Source organism: Moraxella bovis, from assembly GCF_025985205.1.
Lineage (GTDB): Bacteria > Pseudomonadota > Gammaproteobacteria > Pseudomonadales > Moraxellaceae > Moraxella > Moraxella bovis.
The window spans coordinates 1,920,597-1,944,959 of sequence record NZ_CP087840.1; the positions used below are offsets into that span (position 1 = coordinate 1,920,597).

Genomic DNA, 24,363 nt, shown 5'->3' on the forward strand with positions numbered 1-24,363 from the left:
CAACCAAATTATTTTGGATTATGTTAAATAATTTTCCCAATTTTCCCAATTTTCCCAATTTTCCCAATTTTCCCAATTTTCCCAATTTTCCCAATTTTCCCAATTTTCCCAATTTTCCCAATTTTCCCAATTTTCCCAATTTTCCCAATTTTCCCAATTTTCCCAATTTTCCCAATTTTCCCAATTTTCCCAATTTTCCCAATTTTCCCAATTTTCCCAATTTTCCCAATTTTCCCAATTTTCCCAATTTTCCCAATTTTCCCAATTTTCCCAATTTTCCCAATTTTCCCAATTTTCCCAATTTTCCCAATTTTCCCAATTTTCCCAATTTTCCCAATTTTCCCAATTTTCCCAATTTTCCCAATTTTCCCAATTTTCCCAATTTTCCCAATTTTCCCAATTTTCCCAATTTTCCCAATTTTCCCAATTTTCCCAATTTTCCCAATTTTCCCAATTTTCCCAATTTTCCCAATTTTTCAATTTTTCAATTTTTCAATTTTTCAATTTTTCAATTTTTCAATTTTTCAATTTTTCAATTTTTCAATTTTTCAATTTTTCAATTTTTCAATTTTTCAATTTTTCAATTTTTCAATTTTTCAATTTTTCAATTTTTCAATTTTTCAATTTTTCAATTTTTCAATTTTTCAATTTTTCAATTTTTCAATTTTTCAATTTTTCAATTTTTCAATTTTTCAATTTTTCAATTTTTCAATTTTTCAATTTTTCAATTGATTATCGCACCGCCCAACACCATGTCAAGCTCTTATCACATCAGATGATAAAACAGCACAAAAACAAGACAAAAGGCAAGGCGATGACGATAATGGCACAGATTTTTGCAACAATTTGCGGTATAATAAAAGGTTAGCATAAAAACAATTGATAAGGTGAGCGATGGACATCGTACAGTATTTGCATGGGTTGGTATCAAGCTCCATGGGCATCTCAAACGAAGATACGAGTGCGGATTTGTTAAAGCAGTATTATGCCCTAAGCACGGCACGCTTGATTGAGCTTAATGATGGCTTTGACAGCACCAATGCCAAAAATCACAGCCTAACCGCCTTGTGGGGCATGCAGGCAGAGCCTTTGGCAAGGCGTTTGGCACGCAGTTTTCACATGGATGAGCAGTCCACAATGACACTCCTAAAAGCCATTACTCCGCCGATGATGGTGGAAGTGGCGAATTTGGCAGGGGGTCAGGCGCTGATTGCTTTTTTGGCACAGAATTTTGAATCAAGTCGCACGCATTTGCCTGCGTGGTCGCCCCAGTTTATCCAAAGCTCGCTGGCTCAAAAGATTGAACAATTAAATGGACAAACGCCAACTGCTGATTCGGTATTTATCAATTCTGATAATCAGCCCAATCAAGCAGATGATATTGATAATACTCCCATCACCACGGATGACTCACCAATTATTAGCGTCACCAAAACTGCCGATATTAATGATAATACCAACACACCCTTTGACAATGAAAAACAAGGGGAAAATATTAATACCAATGGCATTTATCAAGATGGCATAAATGACGGTATTAATGACAGTATTGATAATAATATAAATGATGATATCAATACCGACACAACCGTCCAAGATGACATCAATGACGATAATCATCTCGGTGGTCATCAACTCATTAAACCGTCCATAAAACCTAAGGTGGCACGCCCCAACCCTTTATTAATGGGACTTGGGGCAGGGCTTATCGCCTTGGCCGTCGGGGGCGGAGCATGGTATTTACTAAAAGACAAATCGAACTCATCAGAGACCGCCCCCGTCCACGACCCCAATGTCGCCACACCGACTGTCATATCGCTAAATCCACCCCGTCTGTCCCTAACATCAGGAGAGAACGGCACGCTATACGCCTGTCAAGCCGAAGTGGGCAACAGCCAACTCCAAGAACAACTGCTCGGGGTGCTACAAAAGAACTTCGGGCAAATCGGCTGTATCATGGACATCGACGATAATTTTGGCACATCGCTGACAGGACTAGAACGCTTGGAGAGCATCATGGCGATGGTCAAGTCTGAGCCGTTTACCAGCATTGAGATTATCGGCGACCACATCTATGTCAATACGCCAAAGACGGACATCCTACCCAGAATCGTCAATGACATCGCCCTACTCGCCCCACAGTTTACCGTCTCGCCCGCCCCTGCATTGGATAAAGCCAATGTCATCAATCAGAGCCTTGAACGTGCCACGACCGCCCTAAATGCTCTGGATAATCCACCCAACAGCTATGACTTGTCACGTTCGGCAAGCCTTGCGGTGATTGACTTTAATGGCACAAGCGAGTTGCCTGCCAACACCCATGGCGTGCTGTCGCTACTGGCAGAGAAAATCAAAGCCAATCCGAGCATCAAGCTCATCATCGCAACCCACACCAGTGGCGGAGATAGCACTGACCGCATGGCAAATCTTAGCCTATCGCAAAGCCAAGCCGAAGCGGTCAAAGCCTTTTTGGTAGAGCAGGGTGTGAGTGACATCCAGCTGACCCCTAAAGGCGTGGGCGACAGCTTTCCAATATCGGACAACGTGACCGAACTGGGTCGCTTTAAAAATCGACGAACAGAGTTTTTGGTGTTTGATGAAGCGACCATGACCGCACTCAACGTGGACATGACCCAGCTTGTGCCAGCACCAAACACCGCCATGTCCGCCCAAAGCATGCCCATGCCTGCCCCCGTACAACAAATGCCCATGCCTGTGCAAAATGTACCCATGCAAAACATGCCCGTACAAGGCATGCCTGATGGCAACTACCTACCCCAACCTGTACAAAATGTACAACCCCTGCCCGAAGTGTATCCTGCCCCTGCCCCATCAGGTTATATTGGCACCACCCCGCCCCCTGCCCCGTCAGCAAGTACACCTGCCTTACCTGATGATTTTATTGAGCTTAGTAATGCCACGATTAGCTCTGAGCAAGGGCGAGGTGTAGAAAGAGAAATACGTTAAGCCAAACGTGATTTTAATCCATTTTTAAAACAGCAAACCCGTGAGTGAATCACGGGTTTTTTACAGGTATCTGCATGGTTAGGGCAGGTCTGCCCTTTTTGGTGCAATCTGCATTTTAAAATTTATGAATCCAAATGGTTATTTATACAAAAAATACATAAAGAAGGCATGCCCTGATGCTTGATATAAATTCATTGAAGATAACATGGTTTTTTATTTATCAAATTTCATAAAAATTAAGATTAATAGTTTTTTTAAAAAATGTAAAAAAATAATTATTTCAGATACTTATAAATAAAATCCCTAATATTATTAATGAATTTTTCCAATATTAACCATTGCAAAAATCAATGTTATTTTATACAATATTATCAATATTGAGTATGATTATTATTAATAAATCTACCCAATATTATTAAGAAATTTTAAATAAACATAAAAAGCGTTAGGAGCGGTTATGAGATACACTTCATTTTTAGGTCAGGGCGTCATGATTGGTGCAATTTGCATGACTGGACTTTTATCGGCTTGTGGCGACAAAGAGCCTGCCACACAAAATATTGTCAATACCGACAACACCAACACCAAAACCATCAAGGTGGCAGTCAATAGTGGCATGTCGCCTTTTGCTTATATTGATGAAAAGGGCAATCCCATCGGTTTTGATGTAGAACTTATTACTCATATCGCCCAAAAAAATGGTTATGCTGTCAAGTTTAATGTTCTGCCTTGGCAAGAGATGTTTAAATCCGTCGAGCAAGGGACGAGTGACCTTGCCATTTCATCCATTTCTTACTCTACCGAACGTGAAGGTAAATATCTGCTTAGCAATCCTTATGTATACATGCCTGCAGGGATTTTATCTTTGGATGGCACCACCATCAACTCAATATCAGACCTAAAACCCATGCGTTTGGGCATGCAAGATGGGGCGATTTTTATGGACATCGCCAAGGAAAACGGGATTGAACAAGTGATGACCAAAGAAAAGATTTTTTTGAGCTTTCAGGACCTGATTAATGGCAAAGTGGATGCCATCATTAGTGACAAACAAATCATTCAACATCTTGCCAAAAGCTATCCTGAATATAAAACCAATATCTTAGAATATGGTGATGCTAGCAACAAAGGGTCGTACGCTGTAGCAATAGCACCTAAAGGCAAAACTCAAGTCATCGAAATGTTCAACCAAGGTGTCGCAGAGATGAAAACATCAGGCGAGCTGGCACAACTTGAAACAAAATGGTTTGAAAACAATGGCAATAAGCCAAATTAATCAAGATGTGTTCAGGTGCTTGATGTATTGGTTGATTCTTGTTATAATGTTCAAATTAAAATATTGGGGATGTTCTGGCTTCGACGCTGGTAACGAAACCTAATGATGCACGTCAAGAGCGTATGCCTCTTGTAAATCAACATACATTTAAAATAGTCGCAAACGACGAAACTTACGCACTAGCAGCCTAAGGGCTACTTGGGTCGGCACAGATTGCCTTTGGTCTGGTTGCTCACCCCGATGCGAACGTACAAAGGATGGTCTAGTACAGCGTTGCGATGTGCTGGGCGAAATTTTAGCAAATCGTCCAATCCACCCTGACTGTCGGGTCGGTGCGGATTAAAGCCAAAGACAGACTCTAAGCGTGTAGAGTCATGGGCGTAGTGCTGGCGGACGCGGGTTCAACTCCCGCCATCTCCACCATTTATAAAAATCACTAAAAATCATCAAGTATTTTTAAGTGTCATAAACCATCAAAAAAGCCTTGTAAATCAAGGCTTTTTTATTGTCTTGTTGTATCTCATAAAGTCATCGTGTATCATAGTAAATCAACGAACATCAAACTATTTTACACACACGGCGACACACAGCCACACACGAGATACACACACCAATGCTCACCGATAACAAAATCAAAGGGCTAAAACCCACCGAAAAACGCTACTCACTTTCAGCAGGCGAAGGCTTATCCATTGATGTCATGCCGACAGGTCGTAAGTCTTGGGTACTAGAATACACCGCCCTTGGCAAGCGAAAACGCAAAAAACTTGGTGAATACCCAGCCGTCAGCCTAAAACAAGCCCGAGAGCTTGCCAATAAAATCAAAAACAATGCAGGACTAACGCCCATCACGGTCAGCGAACTCATTCATGAATGGATAGAGCTGTACAGTAAACAATGGACAAGCGAGAAATACAAATACACCGTCATTTATCGTCTGACCTACATCACCAACGATTTTAAAGACATGGCAGTGGCAGATGTCAGCCGTGCGATGGTATCCAAGGCAGTGAGCCAAATGGTCGCACAAGGCACTTACGAGACCGCCAAACGCTCATTACGCCTGTTGTCGCAAGTATTTAACTACGCCATCGCCCACGAATACGCCCAAAACAACCCTTGTACGCTGGTGGATAACATCATACCCACCCACACCGTGCAGAATATGGCGACATTATCCGCCGATGAAATGAGCCATTTTTGGCAGACCATCAAGAAAACACCCACCATCGGACTTGCTCCTGTCGCTTTATCGCTGGCAAATTATCTGGCAGTGCGACCCAGCGAGCTATGCAAGGCGACATGGGACGAATTTGACTTAGATAAAGGTGTATGGATTATCCCTGCTTATCGCATGAAAACACGCCTTGAACACGCCGTCCCACTTGCCAGTCAGCCGTTAAAGATTTTAAGGGGGTTGCACGGCTCACGCATTGATGATGGTTTTGTTTTTAAGCACCACAGCAACCCCGCCAAACCCATGCCGATTGAAAGCGTACTGGCAGTCATCAAACGAGCGGGCTTTGGTGGTCGCATGACTACGCATGGCTTTCGTTCGTTATTTTCTACGGTAGCAAATGACAGCGGTCTGTGGCGTGCTGATGTGATTGAGCGTCAGCTTGCTCACACCAAAAAAGATGTCCGCCATGTCTATAACCGTGCTGAATACTGGGATGAGCGTGTAGCACTCATGAGCTGGTGGGCGGATATTGTAGCGGATTGGCAGGCATAAAAATAGGGGCGTTTTACCCCTTGGATTAGATGGTTATGATACAGTCGTGCCGTTAATTTCTTGCTCGATACGCTGAGCGTTTTCAAGTGTCCAATATACCTTATTGCCACGCTGGGCGCTGGGTGGGTATTTGGGGCGGTAGTAGGTCTTAAAAGTATTGACGCACACGCCCAGTCGTTTTGCCATATCTTTTTGGGTGAGCCATGTGATTGAGTTCATCATTGTTATTCTCCAATTTCAACCATTAGAATTTAAGTGTTGATTAACCAAGCGGATGCAATGTTTGTATGTGTTTACCATAGTGAGAGCAATTCGCCTTACTGTTTCTCTCTCGCCATTTTTAACAAGCTCTTGAAATAAATCTTCCGCTTCATCATGTTCTTTTTTAAGATCATCAAGTAAAGTTTTCTTACTCATTTACTATTCTCTAAAAAAAAATATTTAAATCACCGCCCCAACATTATATTAAGACGGTGATTTTTATCTAATCAACCACCAAACTGACCCATATACAATTCAACGGTATCGCCCAATTCTTTGCCAATCAAATCCGCCAATTCCACAGATTTATTGTCAATTAAGGCTTCAAGTCCCATAATAGACAGGCTAAAGACAGGGTCATCGCCATTGCTACTGACGGCAAGCCGAAGTTTGATGGTCGTGGCGGTCAGCTCGTTAAAACAAGGGTCAGTAACTTCAAAAAATGCAGGTAACGCCCCGTGCGTTGATTTAGCTTCAATGCTGGCTAAGCGTGAGCGAGACTCTTTAAAATTGCCCACAGAGCTGTCGCTGACCACATTTGCGTCCAGTCGCATTTGGCGCACTGCCCCAATTGCCGAGCTAATGGCAATCTCTTCACCATCGCTGTTGATTGCCTTAAAGATAAACGCCCAATCTTCCAAAAATTCCGCAAAGACTTTTTGGTTAATCCGCCCCTGCTTGTGCATTGCGGTCAGCTTTTCAAAGACAGTAGTGGGTTTGGCGGTCATAATCGCACGATAGTCCAAATGCCCTTGTGCAAAGTCGTCTTCTTCAAAGTTTAAAATCGCCACCGCTTTCATGTTGTCTTTGTCCAAAAAGACAGCAGTATTGTTCAGCTCGGCTTTATCATTGATAAATTTAGCAAAAGAGCTCACAGCACTTGTGTTAAATTCGCCCCGTCTGCGGTTTCGTCCTGTTTCAAATTTATCAAGGTCTAAAACACGGGTGTTGGCATTGGTTAATAATGCTCCTTCTACTATTTCATAGCCTGGCTTGGCAAGGTGGGCAGCTACGGCAGCATCGCAGTTAAAATCGCTAAAATTGGTCATAAAATACTCCTTAGGAGTCTGGCGAGTATATCCAGCCTGAAAATTGGTATATTACCAACCCCAATCTTGGGGCGAGCGTTGGCATTGATGAACTTAGCGACATTCTAAGAAAAGCTAAAGAATCCCACGATAAAAACACCCTACAAACCGCCCTTGCCAAACACCTAAATATCCCCATCGGCATTTCGCTCCGTGCGAATCGCTGGGCAGGAGCAGAATTTTGGGAAAAGGCAGGACGGACATTTACGCTTGATGAACTCATTGAAAAATCGGAAGTGATTACAATGGGCGGCGATGGCGGTGGTCTTGATGACTTGCTTGGCTGTGCAGTGGTGGGGCGATTACCTACGCCAAAGTACATTTACACAGATGACAACAATATCCGCCACGAGGTTAAGCAATGGTGGGTATGGGTCAAGGCGTGGTGTCACCCCATCGCCCTTGAACGACGAAAGCAAGACGAACCCCGCTACCGAGACTTTGAAGCCAATGGCGACCTTGTCATCGTGGAGAATGTCGGCGATGATGTTGCTGAGTTTGCCGATATTGCCAAAAAAATCTATGACAGTGGCAAACTTGACCGCATTGGGCTTGACCCTGCTGGGGCGGACGATATTGTCATCGCCCTAGAATCCATTGGTATTCCCAAAGACACGCACATCACAGGCGTATCACAAGGCTGGAAATTGGGCGGCTACCAAAAAGTATGCGAACGCAAAATCGCCAGTGGCGATCTGACGCACGCAAATCAGCCGCTCATGGCGTGGTGCGTAGGCAATGCAAGAGTTAAACTGTCAGGCTCAGGCGTGGCAATGAGTAAGTCCGAGAGCGGTAACGGCAAGATTGATCCTGTGATCGCCATGCTCAACGCCGTTGCCTTGATGAGCCAAAATCCACAACCCCCAAAATCAGCCGATGATATTGGGGTTTATTTTTAGCAAAAAAACAAACCCACTCATAGAGTGGGCAGATGAAAAACAGGGCGATGACGGACTGCTGGAACAGTCCGCCACCCCCACGACAAACCGAGCTTGTCGCAAGCGAAACCCTGCTACTATGTACATAGCGTGGCAAGGGTATCACATTTTTAACAAAATTGCGATAGGTTGAGCCATGAAACAAGTAAATTGTCGCTCCTGCGGGCGGTTACTAGCCAAGATTGGAAACTTTAATGATTTAGAAATCAAATGTCCACGCTGTAAAGCGTTTAATGTTTTGAGCGTCGAGAACGCCTTATCAGAAGTCCCAAGAGACTCCAACACAGGTAATCTTGATGACCAAAGCACATCAAAAAGCACCCCTGCCATTCGTGGGTCAAAAACGAATGTTTTTAAAGGAATTTCGCAAGATTTTGGACAAAATCCCCAATGACGGCGAAAATTGGACGATTATTGATGTGTTTGGCGGTAGTGGACTGCTTGCCAACAATGCCAAAGCCTACAAGCCAAAAGCCACCGTCATTTATAACGATTTTGACGGCTATACCGAACGGCTGACCCACATTGATGACATTAACCGTCTGCGTGGCATTTTGTTTGAGATGACAAAAGATGTGCCACGCCAAAAACGCATATCAGACGAGCTAAAAGAGCAAATTTTGCAGGCGATTGACGACTTTGATGGTTATGTGGACGCTAGAAGTGTCAGCACTTGGTTGTTATTTAGTGGCAAGCAAATCAATCACATCAGTGAGCTTGCCACCCACCAAATGTACAACACCGTCCGCACCAGCGACTACGACAATGCGGACGGCTACTTGGACGGATTGATTGTTACGCACGAAAGTTTTGATACGCTGATACCAAAATTCGCCAATACACCAAACACTTTGCTATTACTTGACCCACCTTACATTTGCACCGAGCAAAAAGCGTATGCGATGACGGGGTATTTTGGTATGACAAAGTTTTTGCGGTTGATGAAACTAGTGCGTCCGCCATATCTATTTTTTAGCAGTACAAGGAGCGAGCTTTTGGATTATATGGATTATCTTAAAGATTGCGAGCCTGTAATGTGGCAACGCATTGGCGACTTTGAAAAAGTGAGCCTAAACAGCCATGTTAATTACAATGCAGAGTATGAAGATAACATGATTTTTAAGTTTTAAAAAAACTAAAAATCTTAGCAATTAAGACTTGCTATTGTCGGCGTAACGAGCGATACTGTGGTCATCAAGTTAATAAACCCTTTAAAATCATGGAGTTACAACATGACCACAGCCATCAATCAACAGCTAAACGAGAAAGCATTTGGCGACAAAACCAACATTGAATTATATTGCAACCTTATCAAAGATAAGTTTGTCGAAAAAATCAATATGCAAGAGCCGAGTATTGCAGACAAGATTGTCATCGCCCATGTCGAAAACGAGCTGGCAAATTTAATTAAATTCTTAAATCAAGGTTTGTATTAAGCCATAAGCACAAAAAAAAGACCCTGCCAATCGGTGGGGTTTTTTCTTATCAATCATTGGAAAATCACATGACCAAAGCCTACTCCACCCTACAAATCAAATCCATCTCAGAAAATGACGATGAACGCCTTATCACAGGTATTGCCACCACGCCAAGCACCGATAGAGATGATGACATTTTAGAGCCGTTGGGGGCAAAATTTACTTTACCAATCCCCCTATTATCGCACCATAATCACAGTCAGCCCATTGGCGAAGTTATCCAAGCGGAAGTTACTGCAGGTGGCATTTTAATTACTGCCAAAATCGCCAAAATTGATGAAGAAGGCAAACTAAAAGAACGCATAGACGAAGCGTGGCAATCCATTAAATCTGGACTAATCAAGGGCTTGTCTGTTGGTTTTAAAATCAAAGAATACAGCTATATTGAAAATTCTTGGGGCTTGCATATTAAAGAATGGGAGTGGTGGGAGCTGTCAATCGTTACCATTCCTGCCAATGCTGATAGTGTCATTACCAGCGTTAAGCAAATCAAAGACGCATTTAGTCTACCCTTGCAACCCACGCCAAACCCACCGACCAACCCAATCCAGCCACCACCCACCCCAACCCAAACCCAAAAAAGCAACTCGCCAAACGGCGGTGTTGCTTTAATTTTACCCATAAACGGAGTGAAACTTGTATGAATTACAAAGCACAACTGGCTCAAATCTTAGCCACAATTAAGGCAAAACACGCCCAAATTGGCGAGATTATGACAAAATCAATCACAAATGGACACACGCCAAGCGATGATGACGAAGCCACCATCACGGCACTAGAAGGCGAAATCGCTCGCTTAGAAAAGAATGCCGAACGCTTACAAAAGCTGATTAAATCAGTAGAAACCGCCCCAAATCCTACCGAAATTGGTGGCGAAAACCCAGAACAAGCCAAAGCAAGTGCCGAAGGCGAGCCAATCCCCCAAACCCCAGAGCAGACCAAAAGCGTGAAAGTAGAATCCAATTTACCGCAGGGCATTGGCTTTGCACAAATGGCTCGTGCCAAAGCCCTATCTAGCAAACTGGCGAGCAAAGGCGACTTTGTGAGTGCTGTGGAAATCGCCAAATCTGCAGGAATGCACCCTGTTGTCATTGCCGAGCTGGAAAAATCGGTAACCGTCATGGATACCAGCAATTCAAGCGTACTTGTACCGACCAGTCCACTAACAAGTGAATTTATTGAGCTTTTGAGAGCTCAAACCATCATTGACAAGCTCGCCAAATATATGCGAGCGGGCGACTTTAACTCTACCATTGCAGGTATGGCAACAGGGGCAACATCGGCGTGGGTGGGCGAAGGCGAGCCAAAACCCGTTACCAATGCCACTTTTAACAGCGTGGAATTAAAACGCCATAAAGTTGCTGGCATTGCCGTTTTGACGGACGAACTTAGCCGTTTCAATAAATTTAATGGCGACCGCCGTATCTTGGACGATTTGATTGAGTCCAATCGCTTGCTACTTGACTTGACCTTTATTGACGACCAAGCCCAAAGTGCTACCCGTCCTGCTGGCTCATTGCACGGAGCGACCATTATCAATTCAACAGGCAACGAAGAAGCACAGATTAAAGCCGACCTTGCCAAACAACGCCAAGAATTTATCAAGGCGAATTTGTCTTTGACAGGGGCTCACTACATTATGAGCGAAACCCGAGCGTCCGAATGGGCGGAGCTGACAAATCCGCTTGGTGCTCCTGTCTTTACGGGACTGCAAGCACCGACAGGCGAAAAAACGCTAAACGGCTTGCCTGTCATTGAGTCGGAAAGTGCCAGCAACATTGTGGAGCTTGTCAAACCAAGCGAATTTTATCTAGCAGACGAAGGACAGGTTGAAGTGTCGTATAGCACCGAAGCCACCATCACAATGCCAAATAAAACGCTTGTACACTTGTTTCAAGAAAACAAAGAAGCCATTCGTGCCGAACGCTTTATTACTTGGGCAAAACGCCGTCCAATGGCAGCCGCCACCATCAAGTACGAAGACTAAGCAAGTGATACACAGGCAAAAAACAGTCCTATCGCAGGGCTGTTTTTGTGTTTTGGTATTGTGCCAAGTATCAAAACACAAAAACAGGAGTAAGTTAATGAAAATCAAATACCTAAAACCTGCCCCGAATGCCACCACAGGCGATGTTAAAGACATTGCCACCGCCCAAGCCAAAATCCTTATCCAACTTGGTTTTGCCGAAGTTTATGACGAAAATGACAGCGACAATGGCAATGCTGACGACTTATTTGGGCAGTTAGATGATAACCAAAGCACCGAAAATGAACCACCTGCCACCGACCAAAAGCCGTCCGAAACCGAAACCACCGAACCTACGGCAGACGACCAAGAACCGCCCAAAGCTGACGAAGTGAGCGAACAGGCACAAGACCTCGCAGAAAATGCCCCTGCTGAACCTGCTGACTTTGCCGAAACCACCAAACCCAAAAAGACCAAGACCAAGAAAACCGACATGGAAAATAACTAATGGGCTTTTTTGATTTATTCCGCAAAAAATCGCTGACCCCCGTTTCTAATGGGGGTAACGGCTGGCTACCCATTATCAATGAACCCTACACAGGGGCGTGGCAAAAGGGAGATGAGCTTAAACGCACCGATTTAACCAATTTTCACGCTGTTTTTGCGTGCGTGAGTTTGATTAGCACCGACATTGGCAAATTACGCATACAAACCAAATCGGTGAAAAATGGCGTGCTGTTGCCAGCCAAATCACGCACCCAAGCCCTATTAAAAAAGCCCAACAAGCACCAAACTTGGCAACAGTTTGTAGAAAATTGGGTAAGTAGCAAGCTACTGCGTGGTAATGCCTACATTTTAAAACAACGAGATATTTTTGGCGATGTATGGCAATTGTATGTACTAAATCCTGACCGTGTCAAGGTTTTGGTGGCGGACAGTGGCGATGTGTTTTATCAAGTCAGCACGGATAAACTTTTGGGCTTGCCGAGCGATGTTACCGTGCCAGCGAGCGAGATTATCCATGACCGTTACAACTGCTTTTATCACCCCCTTGTTGGCTTATCGCCTTTGACGGCGTGTGCGATGAGTGTGGGGCTTGGGCTTTCAATCCAAAACAATGCCAAAACTTTGTTTAGTAACAATTCTCGTCCAAGCGGTGTTTTGTCCACCCCAAGCGACATTAGCCAAGAAAAAGCCGACAAGGTCAAAGCTGAATGGCAACAAAACTATGCAGGGGTTAATCGCGGGGGGATTGCCGTTTTGGGAAGTGGGGCAAGGTATGAACCGATTGCGATGAGTGCCAGTGACAGCCAATCCATTGAACAGCTTAAAATGACCGCCGAGACCGTGTGTTCGGTGTTTCATGTGCCAGCCTTTAAGGTCGGTATGGGCGAGGCAAAGGCGGGTCAAAAAGTCTCGGATTTGAACGAAATCTACTACTCAGATTGCTTACAGCATTACATCGAGGCGATTGAAAACCTGCTTGATGAACATTTGGACTTGGAAAAGGGTGTGGAATGTGAGGCGGATTTGTCCCCACTTATCCGAATGGATAGCACCAGTCAAATCATGTACTTAAAAGAAGGCACGATGAGCGGTATTTTTAGCCCGAATGAAGCCCGTGCGGTGCTTGGCTTGCCGCCTGTGGTTGGGGGCGAATCCCCGCTTATGCAGCAGCAAAATTACAGCCTATCAGCGTTGGCAAAACGAGATAACAGCGAAGACCCATTCAATGCCAAACCCAAAGCCGAACCAACACCAGCAAAGGCGGTCAAGCCCCGTTTACGTATTCGGGCAGTTTTGGGCGATAAAGGGGGTAAATAATGACAGATTTTGCCACCCTTGACGAAGTCAAACATCATTTGCGGTATGACGATGATAGTAATGATACAGTTTTGGTAATTTATCTACAAAGTGCCGAAGATGCGGTCAAAAATTATATCACAGACGAAATCACGGACAAGATGTTACCCAGCCTAAAAACTGCTACCCTGTTAATGGTTGGTTATCTTGATGACAATAGAAATGCTGAAAACGGGGCAGAATTTGGCAACTTTTTACCCGCCCCTGTACGGCAAATTTTAAGCCCTTATCGCACACCGACTTTCTAGGAGGAATAATGAACGCCACACCACTTCGCCACCGCCTAAAAATTTACCGCCAAACTGCCAGCCGTTCATCTTTGACAGGGGCAGGAAAGGTCAGCCAATGGGAACACGCCTTGACCCTTTGGGGGCAATTTATCCCACTATCGGTCAAAGATATTATTGCAGGTCAAGCCCAAGATACTCAAATCACAGCACGGGCAAAAATCCGTTATCGTGATGACATTGACGGCACAATGCGAGTGCAATACGCAGGGCGAATGTATGAAATCGTTGGCGAGCCATTGGCGGATAATGGCACGGGCAAAGAATACTTGACACTAGCGTTAAAGGCGGTCAGTAATGATAGGTAAGATTGAAATTCAAGGCTTAGATAGACTGGACGAAGTTATTACCACACTTGATGACAAGATGAAAGACAAAGCCCTATCCAAAGCCCTAAATCAAGCCCTAAACCCAATGCGAAAAGACGCTAAATTTTATGCGTCCGTTGCCCCAGAACCACACACAATGATAACCAAAAGCGGACGCAGGGTTATTGTTCAGCGTGGGCTTTTGCGTTCCGCCATAAGAAAACGCAAAGTCCCCAAACGAGAAATGGGTGAACTTGGCGGACACGGCGTGGCAATGGGTATTTATGTGGGCAGAGGCACAAAACAAAAGGAATATCCGAACTACTGGCCTTTTGTGGAATATGGCACAAGTCAAATGCCTGCCGTGCCTTTTTTACGCCCTGCCTTTGATAAAAATGTGCAAAAAGCGGTGGATATTTTTGCAAAAACCTTAAAAGATGAATTGGATAAAATTTAATGAATGCCAGTCAAATTATTTATACCCATTTAGCCAATTTGGTTGATGATAAGTGTTATCCCTTATTTATTCCAGAGAATATTCCCAATAATCCACCTTATATCGTTTATCAAATCATCAGCACCGAACCTGATAATGATTTGGACGGCATTACAGGACATGAATGGTCGAATGTGCAAATAGATGTTTACCATAAATATTATGATGATTGTTTAAAGCTATCTCATGAAGTTATCAATAAATTAAATAAAATTAAACCGTCCATTTATCACGGAGTGCAATATGTGCGTGATGATAGTAGCGGATTATTTAGGGGAATTGTTGAATATGGCTTTTGGCAGACAATAGAAGTTTAATTTTTTTAACCGCCAATTAGGAGACTTTTATGGCAAAAGTAGTAGAAAACCTTGTGGACAGTTTTTATACGCTCCACATTTCGGCAACGGGTACAGATTATCAAAAAGTAGAGCATTTGCAAAAATGCGACCACCCGTCCGAAGAAAAGACATTGGATGAAGTAACCGCCACCGATGATAAGCGTACCGTCAAAGCCCCTGTGGACTTCAAAGAAGAATCCGAGCTGGAATTTGAGTATGTGTTAGACCCCAAAGACACGGTACACCAGCTTATTCAAACTTCGTTTGAAGGGGGCAAAGAGCTGTTTTTTCAGCTTAAATATGTGGTTGCCACAGGCGAGTCCCGTCAATTCAAGGGCATTGTCTCAAAACTAACCACCGATAACAGCGACCAGAAAAAGAAACTTCGCAAAACTGGTACAATTACCATTACAGGCGATGTAACCAAAATTTCTGGTTAATTTAATTCAACCCAAAAAGCCATTTTAAATAAATGGCTTTTTTATTTTAATCAAAAAAGGTAAATTCTTATGAGTAAAGCAAAATTAGCAAGTGCATTATTGGCAGGTTTGGCGGTTATTGACGAGCCAAAGAAAATTAACATTCCAGAGTTTAATGGAGATTTGTATATTCGTCAGCTTACCGTCCAAGACCAAGAACAAATCGCCACGCACATTAAAAAAGACGAGGGTCATAATATGGCGTTGTCTTTTGTGTTTGGGGTATGTGATGAAAAAGGCGAACGCTTATTTGGTATTGATGATTTGGATAAAATCAGCCAGCTTAATTTTAAGGGCGTGTATTCGGTCATCAAAGAAATCAATAAATTAAATGGGCTTGATGAAAAAAGCGAGACCCAAGAAAAAAACTCATAGCCGACAAACGTCGGCGATTTTTGTTCAAACTCGCAGGACATCTGGGTAAGACGGTTGGCGAGCTAGAACGCACGATGACCGCCCGTGAGTTTGCTGAGTGGCAAGCCTATGACCGCCTAGACCCGATAGGCGGTTATCGTGGCGACATACAGTCTGCCATCATCGCCTGTGCGATGGCAGGGGGCAAGCCGTCCGATTATATCATCATTGACCCTAATCCGATGACGGACGATGAGCGAGAAGCCTATGAGTTAGAGCAGAGAAAGGCGGAGCTACAAGCCCAAGTAGAACGAACGCTGGCGATGTTTTCTACCATAGGTTGAAAAAAGATAGGTTTTTGGGTATGATACAGTTGTATTATATCCAAAGGCTTTTTTATGCGACCTGTTTTGGTTTTATTGTCGTTGATGTCTTTTTCTGTCGCTCATGCCAACCAGCCATCAACCAATGATGAGCTTGATGATGCCATCAATCGTTTGATGGCTAATCATTCGCCCATTTCATTAGCCAAGCCCAATCTTGATACTTATCAAGAAACTGTTGGAAAATATTACCCAAACCAAGATTTATCAGACAAACCAAATGTGCGTATCGGCATGACTGCTTTTGATGTTAGACATAACAGCAACTGGGGCGAACCCAGCGAAATTAGCACCATTATCAACCAGTTTGGCACACAAGAGATTTGGATTTATGGCAAATGGGATAAACTGCTGCATTTAACCAATAATAAAGTTACTCACATTCAATATTGACAAATTAGACCATTCTAAGGCATAATTTTACAAAATCAAAAATCCTATTTAAACGCTGACGGCTTGCCGCTCAGCGTTTTTTGTTGGAAATTTTATAAGAAATCATTATGGCAAAAGTTTTATCACGCTTAGACATCTTGCTCCACGCCAACACCGCCAATTATGTGCGTGAGATGAAGAGAGCAACCGACCAAACCAAAAAGGATCTTAAAAGCGTTGCTGACTATGGCAAGCTCGTGGGCGGTCATCTTGGTATGGCTTTTGCTGGCTTGGGAAGTGCGGTGAGCATTTCACACATCATGCAGACGGCTGACCGTATGCAGGATTTGGCAAGTAAGGTACGAATCAACACCCAAACTACGGAGGAATATAATGCCGTTTTGCAGGACTTACGCAAAATTAGTACCGATTACTGGACAACTATTGACGGCGTTACTGACCTGTATGCGTCCAGTAAGCGTGCGTTAGACTCACTTGGGGCAAGCCAACGCCAAGTGCTTGATTTTACTCGCAACATCACCATGGCGATGAGCGTGGGCGGTGGCTCAGCCCAAGCCCAAGAAGCGGCACTGGTTCAGCTTGGTCAGGCGATGAGTATGGGGGCGTTGCGTGGGCAAGAGTTTAACTCAGTATCCGCCCAAGCCCCTGTCATCATTGACCTTTTGACCGATAGCCTTAAAGTGTCTCGTGGCGAACTTCGCTCGATGGCAGCAGAAGGTAAAATTACCAGTCGAGTGATGATGAATGCGGTGCTTGGTGGCTACGATAAGCTACAAGAGACCATTAACAAAATGCCGACCACCTTTGCACAAGGGATACAAAATATCAAAAGCCAATATGATTTTTTGGTGGACGATATTATGAACCAAAACAGCCTTTTATCGCAAAATTTGGCAAATGTGGCATTGTGGGTGGCAGAAAATTTCCGCACACTGGTCAGTGCAGGGGCGATTGTTGGGGCGGTATGGCTTACCAATGTCGCTAGAAATTCTGCGTTGGTTGCTTCATTTACAGGGCTGACTTCGGCAACTTTGGCAAGCACCAGAGCCAGCATTGCCAACGCATTTAGCGTGCAAGGACAAATCAATGCCTACAATGTGCTATCCACTCGCATGATGTTACTGCGAATGACAAAAACGCACTACATCAATCTAACCACCACCGCCATTGCCACAACTGCCAATTACGCTCGTTCATTGGTGGGTTTGGCGACCAGTTTTAATACCGCTACCGCAGCAGCACGAATGCACACGCTCGCCATTGCAGGGGTTGCTACTGCCAAACGCACCGCAATGGGCGTGGGCATTCTCGCCACTCGTGCAGTTACAGGGCTAGGCGGTGCATTTATGGCACTTGGACGAGTGATTACCGCCCACCCCATCATTGCCTTGACTGCCGTTATTGGGGCGGTCATTGCCCGCACCGAAGGACTAAGCGGAGCGGTCAAATCACTAGGCGAGGCGTTTAGCGTGGCAGGTATCCTAGCGGTGGATTTCGTTGGTAGTGTGGTAGATGGACTGGGAACAGCTTGGACAGCCACCAGTAATTATTTTAGCGGCTTAATGGGGGGTTCAGCCAATGCCACTAGTTTCGCCCAGACCGCCTTTGGTGGGTTTTTTGCAGGTACTCATAAGGGCTTTGTCGGTGTGCTACAAATTACCGCCCGTGTGTTTGATTTAGCAGGGGCGACTATTGTTACTTTTGCACAGTACGCATGGAAAAACATCAGCTCGCTAGGTACAGCGATTGTTAATGTTTTTAAAGGCGTTGGCAACTTTGTGGCAATGGTCTTTGAAAACATCATTAACAACCAAATCAACAAAATCAATGTCATCATTGATGGCATGAACGCCATTTCTGGAATGTTTGGTGGTGGGCAAGTCGCACGGCTCGCTCAGGTGTCCATCGGTCGTATGGAGTATGGAGCGACTAATTTTGGCTTTGGTGGTTTTACAGCAGCCGTCGCCCAAAATAACGCTCACCACTTAGAATACAAAGTGGTAAATGCCTACGAGCAAGTCCAACAATCAGCAAACCGTGCGAGCGGTGCAAATCTTGGCTTGGCTGGTGCGATGGCAGATGTCGGCAGTGCTGGAAGTCAGGCAGGCAAAGGAGCGAAAAACGCCGCCGATGCGAATAAACTTGTGGGCAAATCCGCCGATGAAGCCAGCAAAGCCCTAAAAGAGTTGGAAGACAATTTCAAATCACAACTTGCCGAATGGGAGCGTGCCGAATGGGATATGAGTACGCCTTTCGTCTCCGAGCTTAGCAAGATTGAATTTGAAATCACTTCCACGAGTGGCAAATTCCACATTGCCAGCGAAGCAATGAAAGCCGACTTACGCAAATTAGCTCGTGAAATGGACACCGCCAAAGCCAACTTCGAGCTACACGGCACATATACAGATGCCATGCGTCAAATGCACCTGTCCAATGCTGACGGCAGTAAATACCTAGAAATGGCGTACGATTTGCAAGACACCGCCAACGCTCTGCACCTTGCTGGTGAAGAACAGAAAAAGCAGATTTTAAGCACGCTCGCCACCCTAGAAGCTGTTACCAAGGCTCGTGAATTACAAAAGCAAACCAGAGACAGCAGAAATGAGCTTGCCTTACTTGGCGTGGAAGAAGGTATGGCACGAGAGCTTTTCGCCATTGAACAACAGCGTACTGAAACGCTGGGGCAGTACAATCATTTGCTAAAAGATGGACACACTGAGCAATACAAAGTGATAGAAATGGCGGCGAATGCCTTAGAACAAGAACAAAAGAAAATTCTCGTTACCAAAGAATATCACAGCCTTGCCCAGTCTTTAAAAACGGACGAAGAAAAACGGCTTGAAACACTCAAATCCCAGCTCAATGGGTAACAACTGCCGTCCATCAAGGGCGGCTTTTTATTGGAGTGAAATTATGCCAGTAGGTTTAGAAGTTTATGATGCCAATGGGCGAAAGTTGCTTGGTATGGATAAATCAGTTCTGCGTATCACAAAAGTTTTATATGGCGAGAAAGAACTGGGGAAATTCAGACAGGAAAATGATGGGAATAGAAGATTTTTCATTTTTGCATCGGCTTTTGTGGATTTGGACAAATATCCAAATGAATTGCTGATTACCGACCACCCAGAAGCGATGATGATGCAACTGGAAAAATTCACTGAATCTTTTTTGGTGGGAGAGTTTAATGTTTCAAATCGTTAGTGATTTTGGCGTGTTGATTGATGAAAATGCAGTGAATGTCGGATTGGTACACGAGCACGCCATATCGCCACCCGACAAGGCGAATTATGATGCGTTTTTCCATACGGGATTCTATCTAGGATCAGATACTGATGGGGGTGTAGTCATCGATATTCCCATCCCAGAGTATATTAAGTATCCTTTGGTTGGAATTAGTTTCAAATATGGTGTGGGGTATGCACAGATTTCATATAGAAAAAATGGTCAAAGGTTTGCTAGAGTATTCTTATGTGTACATCGAACAACATTCATCAAGCACTACCCACAATATACCTACGCCAAGAGCATGAACCACATATCATTTATGCTTGAAGTAATGAAAAAAGAATCCTTTAAGGCTTTGTTTTTTGACATAAACCCTCCCATTCGACAATCGGGAGTGGGTTTGGAGATATTCAATAACAAAGGGGAAGTTATCTATGACTCAGACCTACCAACCATCAACTTTCCACAAAACATTTTTACCAGTGCCGATGATTATCGGTCTTTTGTAATTTGCCAAAGTTTCACCCCTTTGCGTGCGTTGTTTGACTATTACTATCCGCCCATCAGATTTATTTTGGAAAAAGACCATTCTCCCCTATTGTGGATGGCGACAAAAACGCACGGACACGGGGAAATGTTGGCTGTACTAACAAGAGTTTATCCTAACCACACAAATGATAATCCTCATATTGCTAGAATTATTTCTTACTTCGAGGACGCTATGTATGGGCGTTTTTTACTGTGTAGTTATTAGATTTATTTCACTTGGAGCAAAGAAAATGCCTGAAATTTTAACAAAAGTCCTTCCTTTTTTAACCAAATTATTTGCCTTGATTGTTGGCGGTTTAATCAGTCTTGTGTTGAGTGGCGATATTAACCTTGACAAAGACGACAATGCCAATTTGACCCTAAACTTAAAAATCATCATCAAAATCACTTGTGCAATCGGTTTAGGTTTGTTTGCAGGGGAGTTTACTATTGATTATTTTGATTTTGAACATCTCAATTATTATGCACAAGCGTTGTTTTATTTGATTTTTTCAGCATTTGGTATGCTTGTTTTTGGAACGGTTTATCGCTCGTGGCAATTAACCACTTCTGATAAGACATTGTCGGAGATTGTAACCGAGATTAAAAACATTGTTAAAGCATTGATTAAATAATCTTGTTATTTTTTTTTACCGCCCCGAATGGGGCTTTTTATTTGGAGCAAACCATGCAAAACGAACTAAAATGGATCGCTCACGGGCGTAAACTCGTGGGTACAAAAGAGATCAAGGGGCTTAAACACAACCCCGTCATTTTGTCCTTATGGCGGTCGGCTTTTGAAGCCACTAGCCAACCATTAACATCGGCTTTCAAGAACGATGAGACCGCTTGGTGTGGTGGTTTTGTTGGTGGGGTGCTTGCTGAAACGGGGCTAAGCCATCATATCCCGAAGTCGTTCCCTATGGCTCGATCTTGGCTAAAAGCGGGGACTAAGCTCAATAATCCCGCCTATGGCTGTATCGTCGTTTTTTGGCGTGGCAACCCGAAAGGAGCGAGCGGTCATGTGGGCTTTGTCGTGGGTAGAGACAAGACGGGCAACTTGATGGTATTGGGCGGAAACCAGTCCGACGAGATCAACATCAAGCCGTTCTCCACTACCCGTGTACTGGGCTATCGTTGGTGCGGTACGCAAAGCCTGCCCAATACCAGTCGTTTTGCGTTGCCTGTGCTTGCCAGTGATGGTAGAGTAAGTAAGAATGAGGCTTGAAATATTTGTCAATCTCCGTTTTACTTGCTATAATAGCAGACATATAGTTTAGTGGTTGATGGCAACCACACACAGAACCCACACAAAATCAGATGATTTTTAAAAATATCTATAAAAATCAATGATTTATGTAAAATAATAGGTGGTCGCCATCTCCACCATTTACAAAAATCAAAGGCTTAGCTCATATTTTGAGTTAAGCCTTTTTTGTGAGTGAAAATCAAACACTCCATAAGATAAGAATCCAAAATATATACCCAATAAATTTTAAAATTACTACAAACACAATGATTTGTGGATGTAGGCACAGTAATGTCATCAAAAGGGTGTGCTCAGCACACCCCTACAAACCCGTGGTAAATATTAAGTTGGTTGGGTGTAACAGCTTTTCAAATCATATTCTAATAATCATGCCCATTGACAAAGAAGGAAATATCAACGTTTTTTCTTCAAAAACTCTTCATCGCCACGCACCTGCTTTTCAGACAAATATCGCCAATAACGAACGGGCAGATACTGCTTATGTAGCTTGGGATTGATACGCTCTTTGATGGTTACATTGGCAAAATATCCCTGCCAAAATCGCTGATAACGAGCCTCATCATCACTCCATACCGAGCGACTGTCTGTCAATACATCATCATCAATCCCAACAATCATCTGCACATCTGTATCGCCCTGCCTTGACAAAATGCCATAGCCCCGCTTGATGTCATAAATGGCAAAATCTTGGTCTTGATAGCGTGCCTTAAAGTGATTGGTGATGAGTGGCAAAACATTAAAATCAGGGTTGATTTTGGCAAAATACACCCCGTCTGTGGTATGCTCAAAGCGGACAAAGGCTTTCATACGGTGTCGCTCTCGCCCCACTGATTTGACCGTTTGGTTTAGAGCCATAACATCGGGATGGGCGTGGTCTTTTAGAATATTTTTTGTGGGATTGGCTAGGGCGTATTTGACCACACCAAAAAGCACGTTTGGGATATAGTCAAGCTCGGATAAGTACGCCCACATGAGCTGTCTTATACCATCTTTACCAAGCGTTTGGGTCAGCTTGGTCAGCACCCGTTCGGCTTTGGCGGGGTTGGTTGTTACATCCACGACCGTGTCAAAAAACTTTGGTATGTACTCATGACGGCACACCAATGTCGCCCTATCTGTGCACTTTTGCTTATAACAGACAAATACCGCCGTCAGCCAGCCATCAAAACCACTGTCATGGGTTAGGGTAATGTTATCATCAATGGTTAATAAATCCAAATTATTTTCCAATTCATCAAAATAAGCATATTACAGTGGGTAACATTATGCACGCCAATATCACAAAAAACATCTTGGGGCGTATTAATAAAACCTTAAAACAAAGCAAGCTGTCCTGTTCGCTCGTCTTTGAATTTGGTTTGGGTTTGTCCGATAAGATATTGCCTAAAATTATCCTTGGTCAAATGTGCCAAATGTTCATTTTTGCCCGACAACGCCATAAAATACTTGGCACGATTGACCGCCGCCCCCATCTTTTGGATATGCTCCAAAGTCAGCGTGCGAAACTGTCTTGCTTTGATGATTTTTTTGGCGGTCTTAACCCCAATACCGGGTATGCGAAGTATCATCTCATAGGGAGCGGTTTGGATATGCACGGGGAAAAACTCACGGTGGCGTATCGCCCACGCCAATTTGGGGTCGCACTCTAAGTCCAAAAAAGGCTCGTCAGGGGTGACAATCTCATGAGCTAAAAAACCATAAAACCGCATGAGCCAATCGGCTTGATACAGGCGGTTTTCACGCACCATCGGCACAGGCGTGGAGAGAGCAGGCAGATTTTTGTCCGCCAAAACAGGCACATAGCCTGAATAATACACCCGCCTTAGGTCGTATTTTTGATAAAAATGACTGGCAAGACTCACCACTTGCAAATCCGTCTCGCCCGTTGCTCCCACTATCATTTGGCTGGTCTGTCCTGCGGGGACAAATTTAGGGACTTTTTTGTGGTGCTTTTTGCTGTCTTTGAATACCACAATCTCATCTTTGACCGTTTGCATGGGGGCTTTTAGTTGGTCGTGGGTTTTTTCGGGGGCGAGCAGTTTTAGCCCTGAGATGGTCGGAATCTCGATATTGGCACTTAGGCGGTCAGCATACAGACCTGCTTGGCGTAAAAGCTCAGGCGATGCCCCTGGTATGGTTTTTAGATGGATATAACCGCCAAAGCGTTCTTCTTCACGCAGTCGCCGTGCCACTTCAACGAGTCGCTCCATTGTATAGTCGGCACTTTTGAATATGCCTGAGCTCAAAAACAGCCCTTCGATGTAGTTTCGCCGATAAAATTGCATGGTCAAATCCACCACTTCTTCGACCGTAAAGGCGGCTCGGGGCGTGTCATGGCTACGTCTTGACGTGCAGTAACTACAATCATAAATGCAGTGGTTGGTAAATAGGATTTTGAGTAGGCTCACGCACCGCCCATCTTCGGTAAAACTGTGGCAAATGCCCGATGTGGACGAATTGCCAAGAGAACCCCCTTGGTTTTTGCGGTTTGAGCCTGATGATGAGCAAGAGACGTCATATTTGGCGGCGTCAGCTAGGATGTTGAGCTTGCCTTGGATACGATCAAAATTGATGGTCATGGCGTATGATGATAATCCTTGATAAAATAAAACTTGATAAACTGTTCTGGTATCGGAGTATAACTTTATGATTTTATTAAAATTTTAAATTAAATGGGGGTGTGATAAATCAATTTCAAGGGATTTTCAATTTTCAATTTTCAATTTTCAATTT

At 43.9% G+C, this 24,363-nt stretch carries 30 protein-coding genes and 1 other RNA gene; 25 read left to right on the plus strand and 6 right to left on the minus strand.

Annotated elements, in window-relative coordinates:
• Nucleotides 1-18: 18 nt before the first annotated feature.
• Complete coding sequence (locus LP107_RS09710) at nucleotides 19-480, minus strand: hypothetical protein (RefSeq protein WP_264682775.1); 462 nt, start codon at nucleotides 478-480, stop codon at nucleotides 19-21.
• 414 nt (nucleotides 481-894) lie between these two features.
• On the opposite strand from LP107_RS09710, the gene LP107_RS09715 reads away from it, so the two are divergent.
• The 4 genes from LP107_RS09715 (at nucleotide 895) to LP107_RS09730 (ending at nucleotide 5,975) form a co-directional block, all read left to right on the plus strand.
• Nucleotides 895-2,967: an OmpA family protein gene (locus LP107_RS09715; protein ID WP_264676162.1), complete on the plus strand. Its 2,073-nt coding sequence runs from the start codon at nucleotides 895-897 to the stop codon at nucleotides 2,965-2,967.
• A gap of 457 nt (nucleotides 2,968-3,424) precedes the next feature.
• Nucleotides 3,425-4,243, plus strand: a complete 819-nt coding sequence (locus LP107_RS09720; protein WP_078274127.1) for a substrate-binding periplasmic protein — start codon at nucleotides 3,425-3,427, stop codon at nucleotides 4,241-4,243.
• Nucleotides 4,244-4,308: 65 nt separating this feature from the next.
• Nucleotides 4,309-4,666: a transfer-messenger RNA gene (ssrA, locus tag LP107_RS09725) on the plus strand.
• Between the two features lie 190 nt (nucleotides 4,667-4,856).
• Nucleotides 4,857-5,975, plus strand: coding sequence for a tyrosine-type recombinase/integrase (locus LP107_RS09730; protein ID WP_112742006.1), 1,119 nt, complete (start codon nucleotides 4,857-4,859; stop codon nucleotides 5,973-5,975).
• Between the two features lie 33 nt (nucleotides 5,976-6,008).
• Here the strand turns inward: LP107_RS09730 and LP107_RS09735 are convergent, their stop codons facing one another.
• The 3 genes from LP107_RS09735 to LP107_RS09745 form a co-directional block, all read right to left on the minus strand.
• Nucleotides 6,009-6,197 carry a hypothetical protein gene (locus LP107_RS09735; RefSeq protein WP_112742005.1) on the minus strand — a complete coding sequence of 63 codons (189 nt, stop codon included), beginning with the start codon at nucleotides 6,195-6,197 and terminating at the stop codon, nucleotides 6,009-6,011.
• A gap of 15 nt (nucleotides 6,198-6,212) precedes the next feature.
• Complete coding sequence (locus LP107_RS09740; protein ID WP_112742004.1) at nucleotides 6,213-6,392, minus strand: hypothetical protein; 180 nt, start codon at nucleotides 6,390-6,392, stop codon at nucleotides 6,213-6,215.
• Nucleotides 6,393-6,463: 71 nt separating this feature from the next.
• A complete protein-coding gene (locus LP107_RS09745) occupies nucleotides 6,464-7,285 on the minus strand; it encodes a DUF2303 family protein (RefSeq protein ID WP_112742003.1) in 822 nt (273 codons plus the stop codon).
• 284 nt (nucleotides 7,286-7,569) lie between these two features.
• Between LP107_RS09745 and LP107_RS09750 the strand changes: the two genes are divergently transcribed.
• The 21 genes from LP107_RS09750 to LP107_RS09845 all read left to right on the plus strand — a co-directional run bounded on the left by LP107_RS09750 (nucleotide 7,570) and on the right by LP107_RS09845 (nucleotide 21,588).
• Entirely contained in the window at nucleotides 7,570-8,223 is a 654-nt protein-coding gene (locus LP107_RS09750; RefSeq protein ID WP_228157793.1) for a terminase TerL endonuclease subunit, read from the plus strand.
• 175 nt (nucleotides 8,224-8,398) lie between these two features.
• Complete coding sequence (locus tag LP107_RS14485) at nucleotides 8,399-8,656, plus strand: Com family DNA-binding transcriptional regulator (protein ID WP_112742001.1); 258 nt, start codon at nucleotides 8,399-8,401, stop codon at nucleotides 8,654-8,656.
• The gene (locus LP107_RS09755; protein ID WP_112742000.1) at nucleotides 8,559-9,392 is read left to right on the plus strand and encodes a DNA adenine methylase; all 834 of its coding nucleotides are present in this window, start codon (nucleotides 8,559-8,561) and stop codon (nucleotides 9,390-9,392) included. Before LP107_RS14485 ends, LP107_RS09755 begins: the two co-directional genes overlap by 98 nt.
• Before the next feature lie 102 nt (nucleotides 9,393-9,494).
• Entirely contained in the window at nucleotides 9,495-9,698 is a 204-nt protein-coding gene (locus LP107_RS09760) for a hypothetical protein (RefSeq protein ID WP_112741998.1), read from the plus strand.
• A gap of 68 nt (nucleotides 9,699-9,766) precedes the next feature.
• Nucleotides 9,767-10,384: an HK97 family phage prohead protease gene (locus LP107_RS09765; protein WP_112741997.1), complete on the plus strand. Its 618-nt coding sequence runs from the start codon at nucleotides 9,767-9,769 to the stop codon at nucleotides 10,382-10,384.
• A complete protein-coding gene (locus LP107_RS09770) occupies nucleotides 10,381-11,727 on the plus strand; it encodes a phage major capsid protein (protein WP_264676161.1) in 1,347 nt (448 codons plus the stop codon). Before LP107_RS09765 ends, LP107_RS09770 begins: the two co-directional genes overlap by 4 nt.
• A gap of 97 nt (nucleotides 11,728-11,824) precedes the next feature.
• The gene (locus LP107_RS09775) at nucleotides 11,825-12,214 is read left to right on the plus strand and encodes a hypothetical protein (RefSeq protein ID WP_264676160.1); all 390 of its coding nucleotides are present in this window, start codon (nucleotides 11,825-11,827) and stop codon (nucleotides 12,212-12,214) included.
• Complete coding sequence (locus tag LP107_RS09780; protein WP_264676159.1) at nucleotides 12,214-13,530, plus strand: phage portal protein; 1,317 nt, start codon at nucleotides 12,214-12,216, stop codon at nucleotides 13,528-13,530. The genes LP107_RS09775 and LP107_RS09780 overlap by 1 nt, the downstream gene beginning before the upstream one ends.
• Nucleotides 13,530-13,817, plus strand: a complete 288-nt coding sequence (locus tag LP107_RS09785) for a head-tail connector protein (RefSeq protein ID WP_112742174.1) — start codon at nucleotides 13,530-13,532, stop codon at nucleotides 13,815-13,817. Before LP107_RS09780 ends, LP107_RS09785 begins: the two co-directional genes overlap by 1 nt.
• A gap of 8 nt (nucleotides 13,818-13,825) precedes the next feature.
• Nucleotides 13,826-14,164: a phage head closure protein gene (locus LP107_RS09790; RefSeq protein ID WP_264676158.1), complete on the plus strand. Its 339-nt coding sequence runs from the start codon at nucleotides 13,826-13,828 to the stop codon at nucleotides 14,162-14,164.
• Nucleotides 14,154-14,621: an HK97-gp10 family putative phage morphogenesis protein gene (locus tag LP107_RS09795; RefSeq protein WP_264676157.1), complete on the plus strand. Its 468-nt coding sequence runs from the start codon at nucleotides 14,154-14,156 to the stop codon at nucleotides 14,619-14,621. Before LP107_RS09790 ends, LP107_RS09795 begins: the two co-directional genes overlap by 11 nt.
• The gene (locus LP107_RS09800; protein ID WP_264676156.1) at nucleotides 14,621-14,977 is read left to right on the plus strand and encodes a hypothetical protein; all 357 of its coding nucleotides are present in this window, start codon (nucleotides 14,621-14,623) and stop codon (nucleotides 14,975-14,977) included. The genes LP107_RS09795 and LP107_RS09800 overlap by 1 nt, the downstream gene beginning before the upstream one ends.
• 29 nt (nucleotides 14,978-15,006) lie before the next feature.
• A complete protein-coding gene (locus LP107_RS09805; RefSeq protein ID WP_264676155.1) occupies nucleotides 15,007-15,438 on the plus strand; it encodes a hypothetical protein in 432 nt (143 codons plus the stop codon).
• A 69-nt stretch (nucleotides 15,439-15,507) separates the two neighbouring features.
• Complete coding sequence (locus LP107_RS09810; RefSeq protein ID WP_112741986.1) at nucleotides 15,508-15,852, plus strand: phage tail assembly chaperone family protein, TAC; 345 nt, start codon at nucleotides 15,508-15,510, stop codon at nucleotides 15,850-15,852.
• Nucleotides 15,853-15,872: 20 nt separating this feature from the next.
• Entirely contained in the window at nucleotides 15,873-16,175 is a 303-nt protein-coding gene (locus LP107_RS09815; protein ID WP_264676154.1) for a DUF4035 domain-containing protein, read from the plus strand.
• A gap of 54 nt (nucleotides 16,176-16,229) precedes the next feature.
• A complete protein-coding gene (locus LP107_RS09820; RefSeq protein WP_112741984.1) occupies nucleotides 16,230-16,607 on the plus strand; it encodes a hypothetical protein in 378 nt (125 codons plus the stop codon).
• Nucleotides 16,608-16,714: 107 nt separating this feature from the next.
• Nucleotides 16,715-19,477, plus strand: a complete 2,763-nt coding sequence (locus tag LP107_RS09825) for a tape measure protein (protein WP_264676153.1) — start codon at nucleotides 16,715-16,717, stop codon at nucleotides 19,475-19,477.
• Nucleotides 19,478-19,520: 43 nt separating this feature from the next.
• A complete protein-coding gene (locus tag LP107_RS09830; protein WP_112741973.1) occupies nucleotides 19,521-19,808 on the plus strand; it encodes a hypothetical protein in 288 nt (95 codons plus the stop codon).
• Nucleotides 19,792-20,586, plus strand: coding sequence for a hypothetical protein (locus LP107_RS09835; protein ID WP_112741972.1), 795 nt, complete (start codon nucleotides 19,792-19,794; stop codon nucleotides 20,584-20,586). The genes LP107_RS09830 and LP107_RS09835 overlap by 17 nt, the downstream gene beginning before the upstream one ends.
• 25 nt (nucleotides 20,587-20,611) lie before the next feature.
• Entirely contained in the window at nucleotides 20,612-20,995 is a 384-nt protein-coding gene (locus LP107_RS09840) for a hypothetical protein (RefSeq protein WP_112741971.1), read from the plus strand.
• A gap of 53 nt (nucleotides 20,996-21,048) precedes the next feature.
• Nucleotides 21,049-21,588: a TIGR02594 family protein gene (locus LP107_RS09845; protein ID WP_112742800.1), complete on the plus strand. Its 540-nt coding sequence runs from the start codon at nucleotides 21,049-21,051 to the stop codon at nucleotides 21,586-21,588.
• Nucleotides 21,589-22,023: 435 nt separating this feature from the next.
• Here the strand turns inward: LP107_RS09845 and LP107_RS09850 are convergent, their stop codons facing one another.
• Both LP107_RS09850 and LP107_RS09855 read right to left on the minus strand, forming a co-directional pair.
• A complete protein-coding gene (locus tag LP107_RS09850) occupies nucleotides 22,024-22,848 on the minus strand; it encodes a TIGR03915 family putative DNA repair protein (RefSeq protein ID WP_078274171.1) in 825 nt (274 codons plus the stop codon).
• A 95-nt stretch (nucleotides 22,849-22,943) separates the two neighbouring features.
• The gene (locus tag LP107_RS09855; protein WP_078274172.1) at nucleotides 22,944-24,209 is read right to left on the minus strand and encodes a putative DNA modification/repair radical SAM protein; all 1,266 of its coding nucleotides are present in this window, start codon (nucleotides 24,207-24,209) and stop codon (nucleotides 22,944-22,946) included.
• Nucleotides 24,210-24,363: the final 154 nt, after the last annotated feature.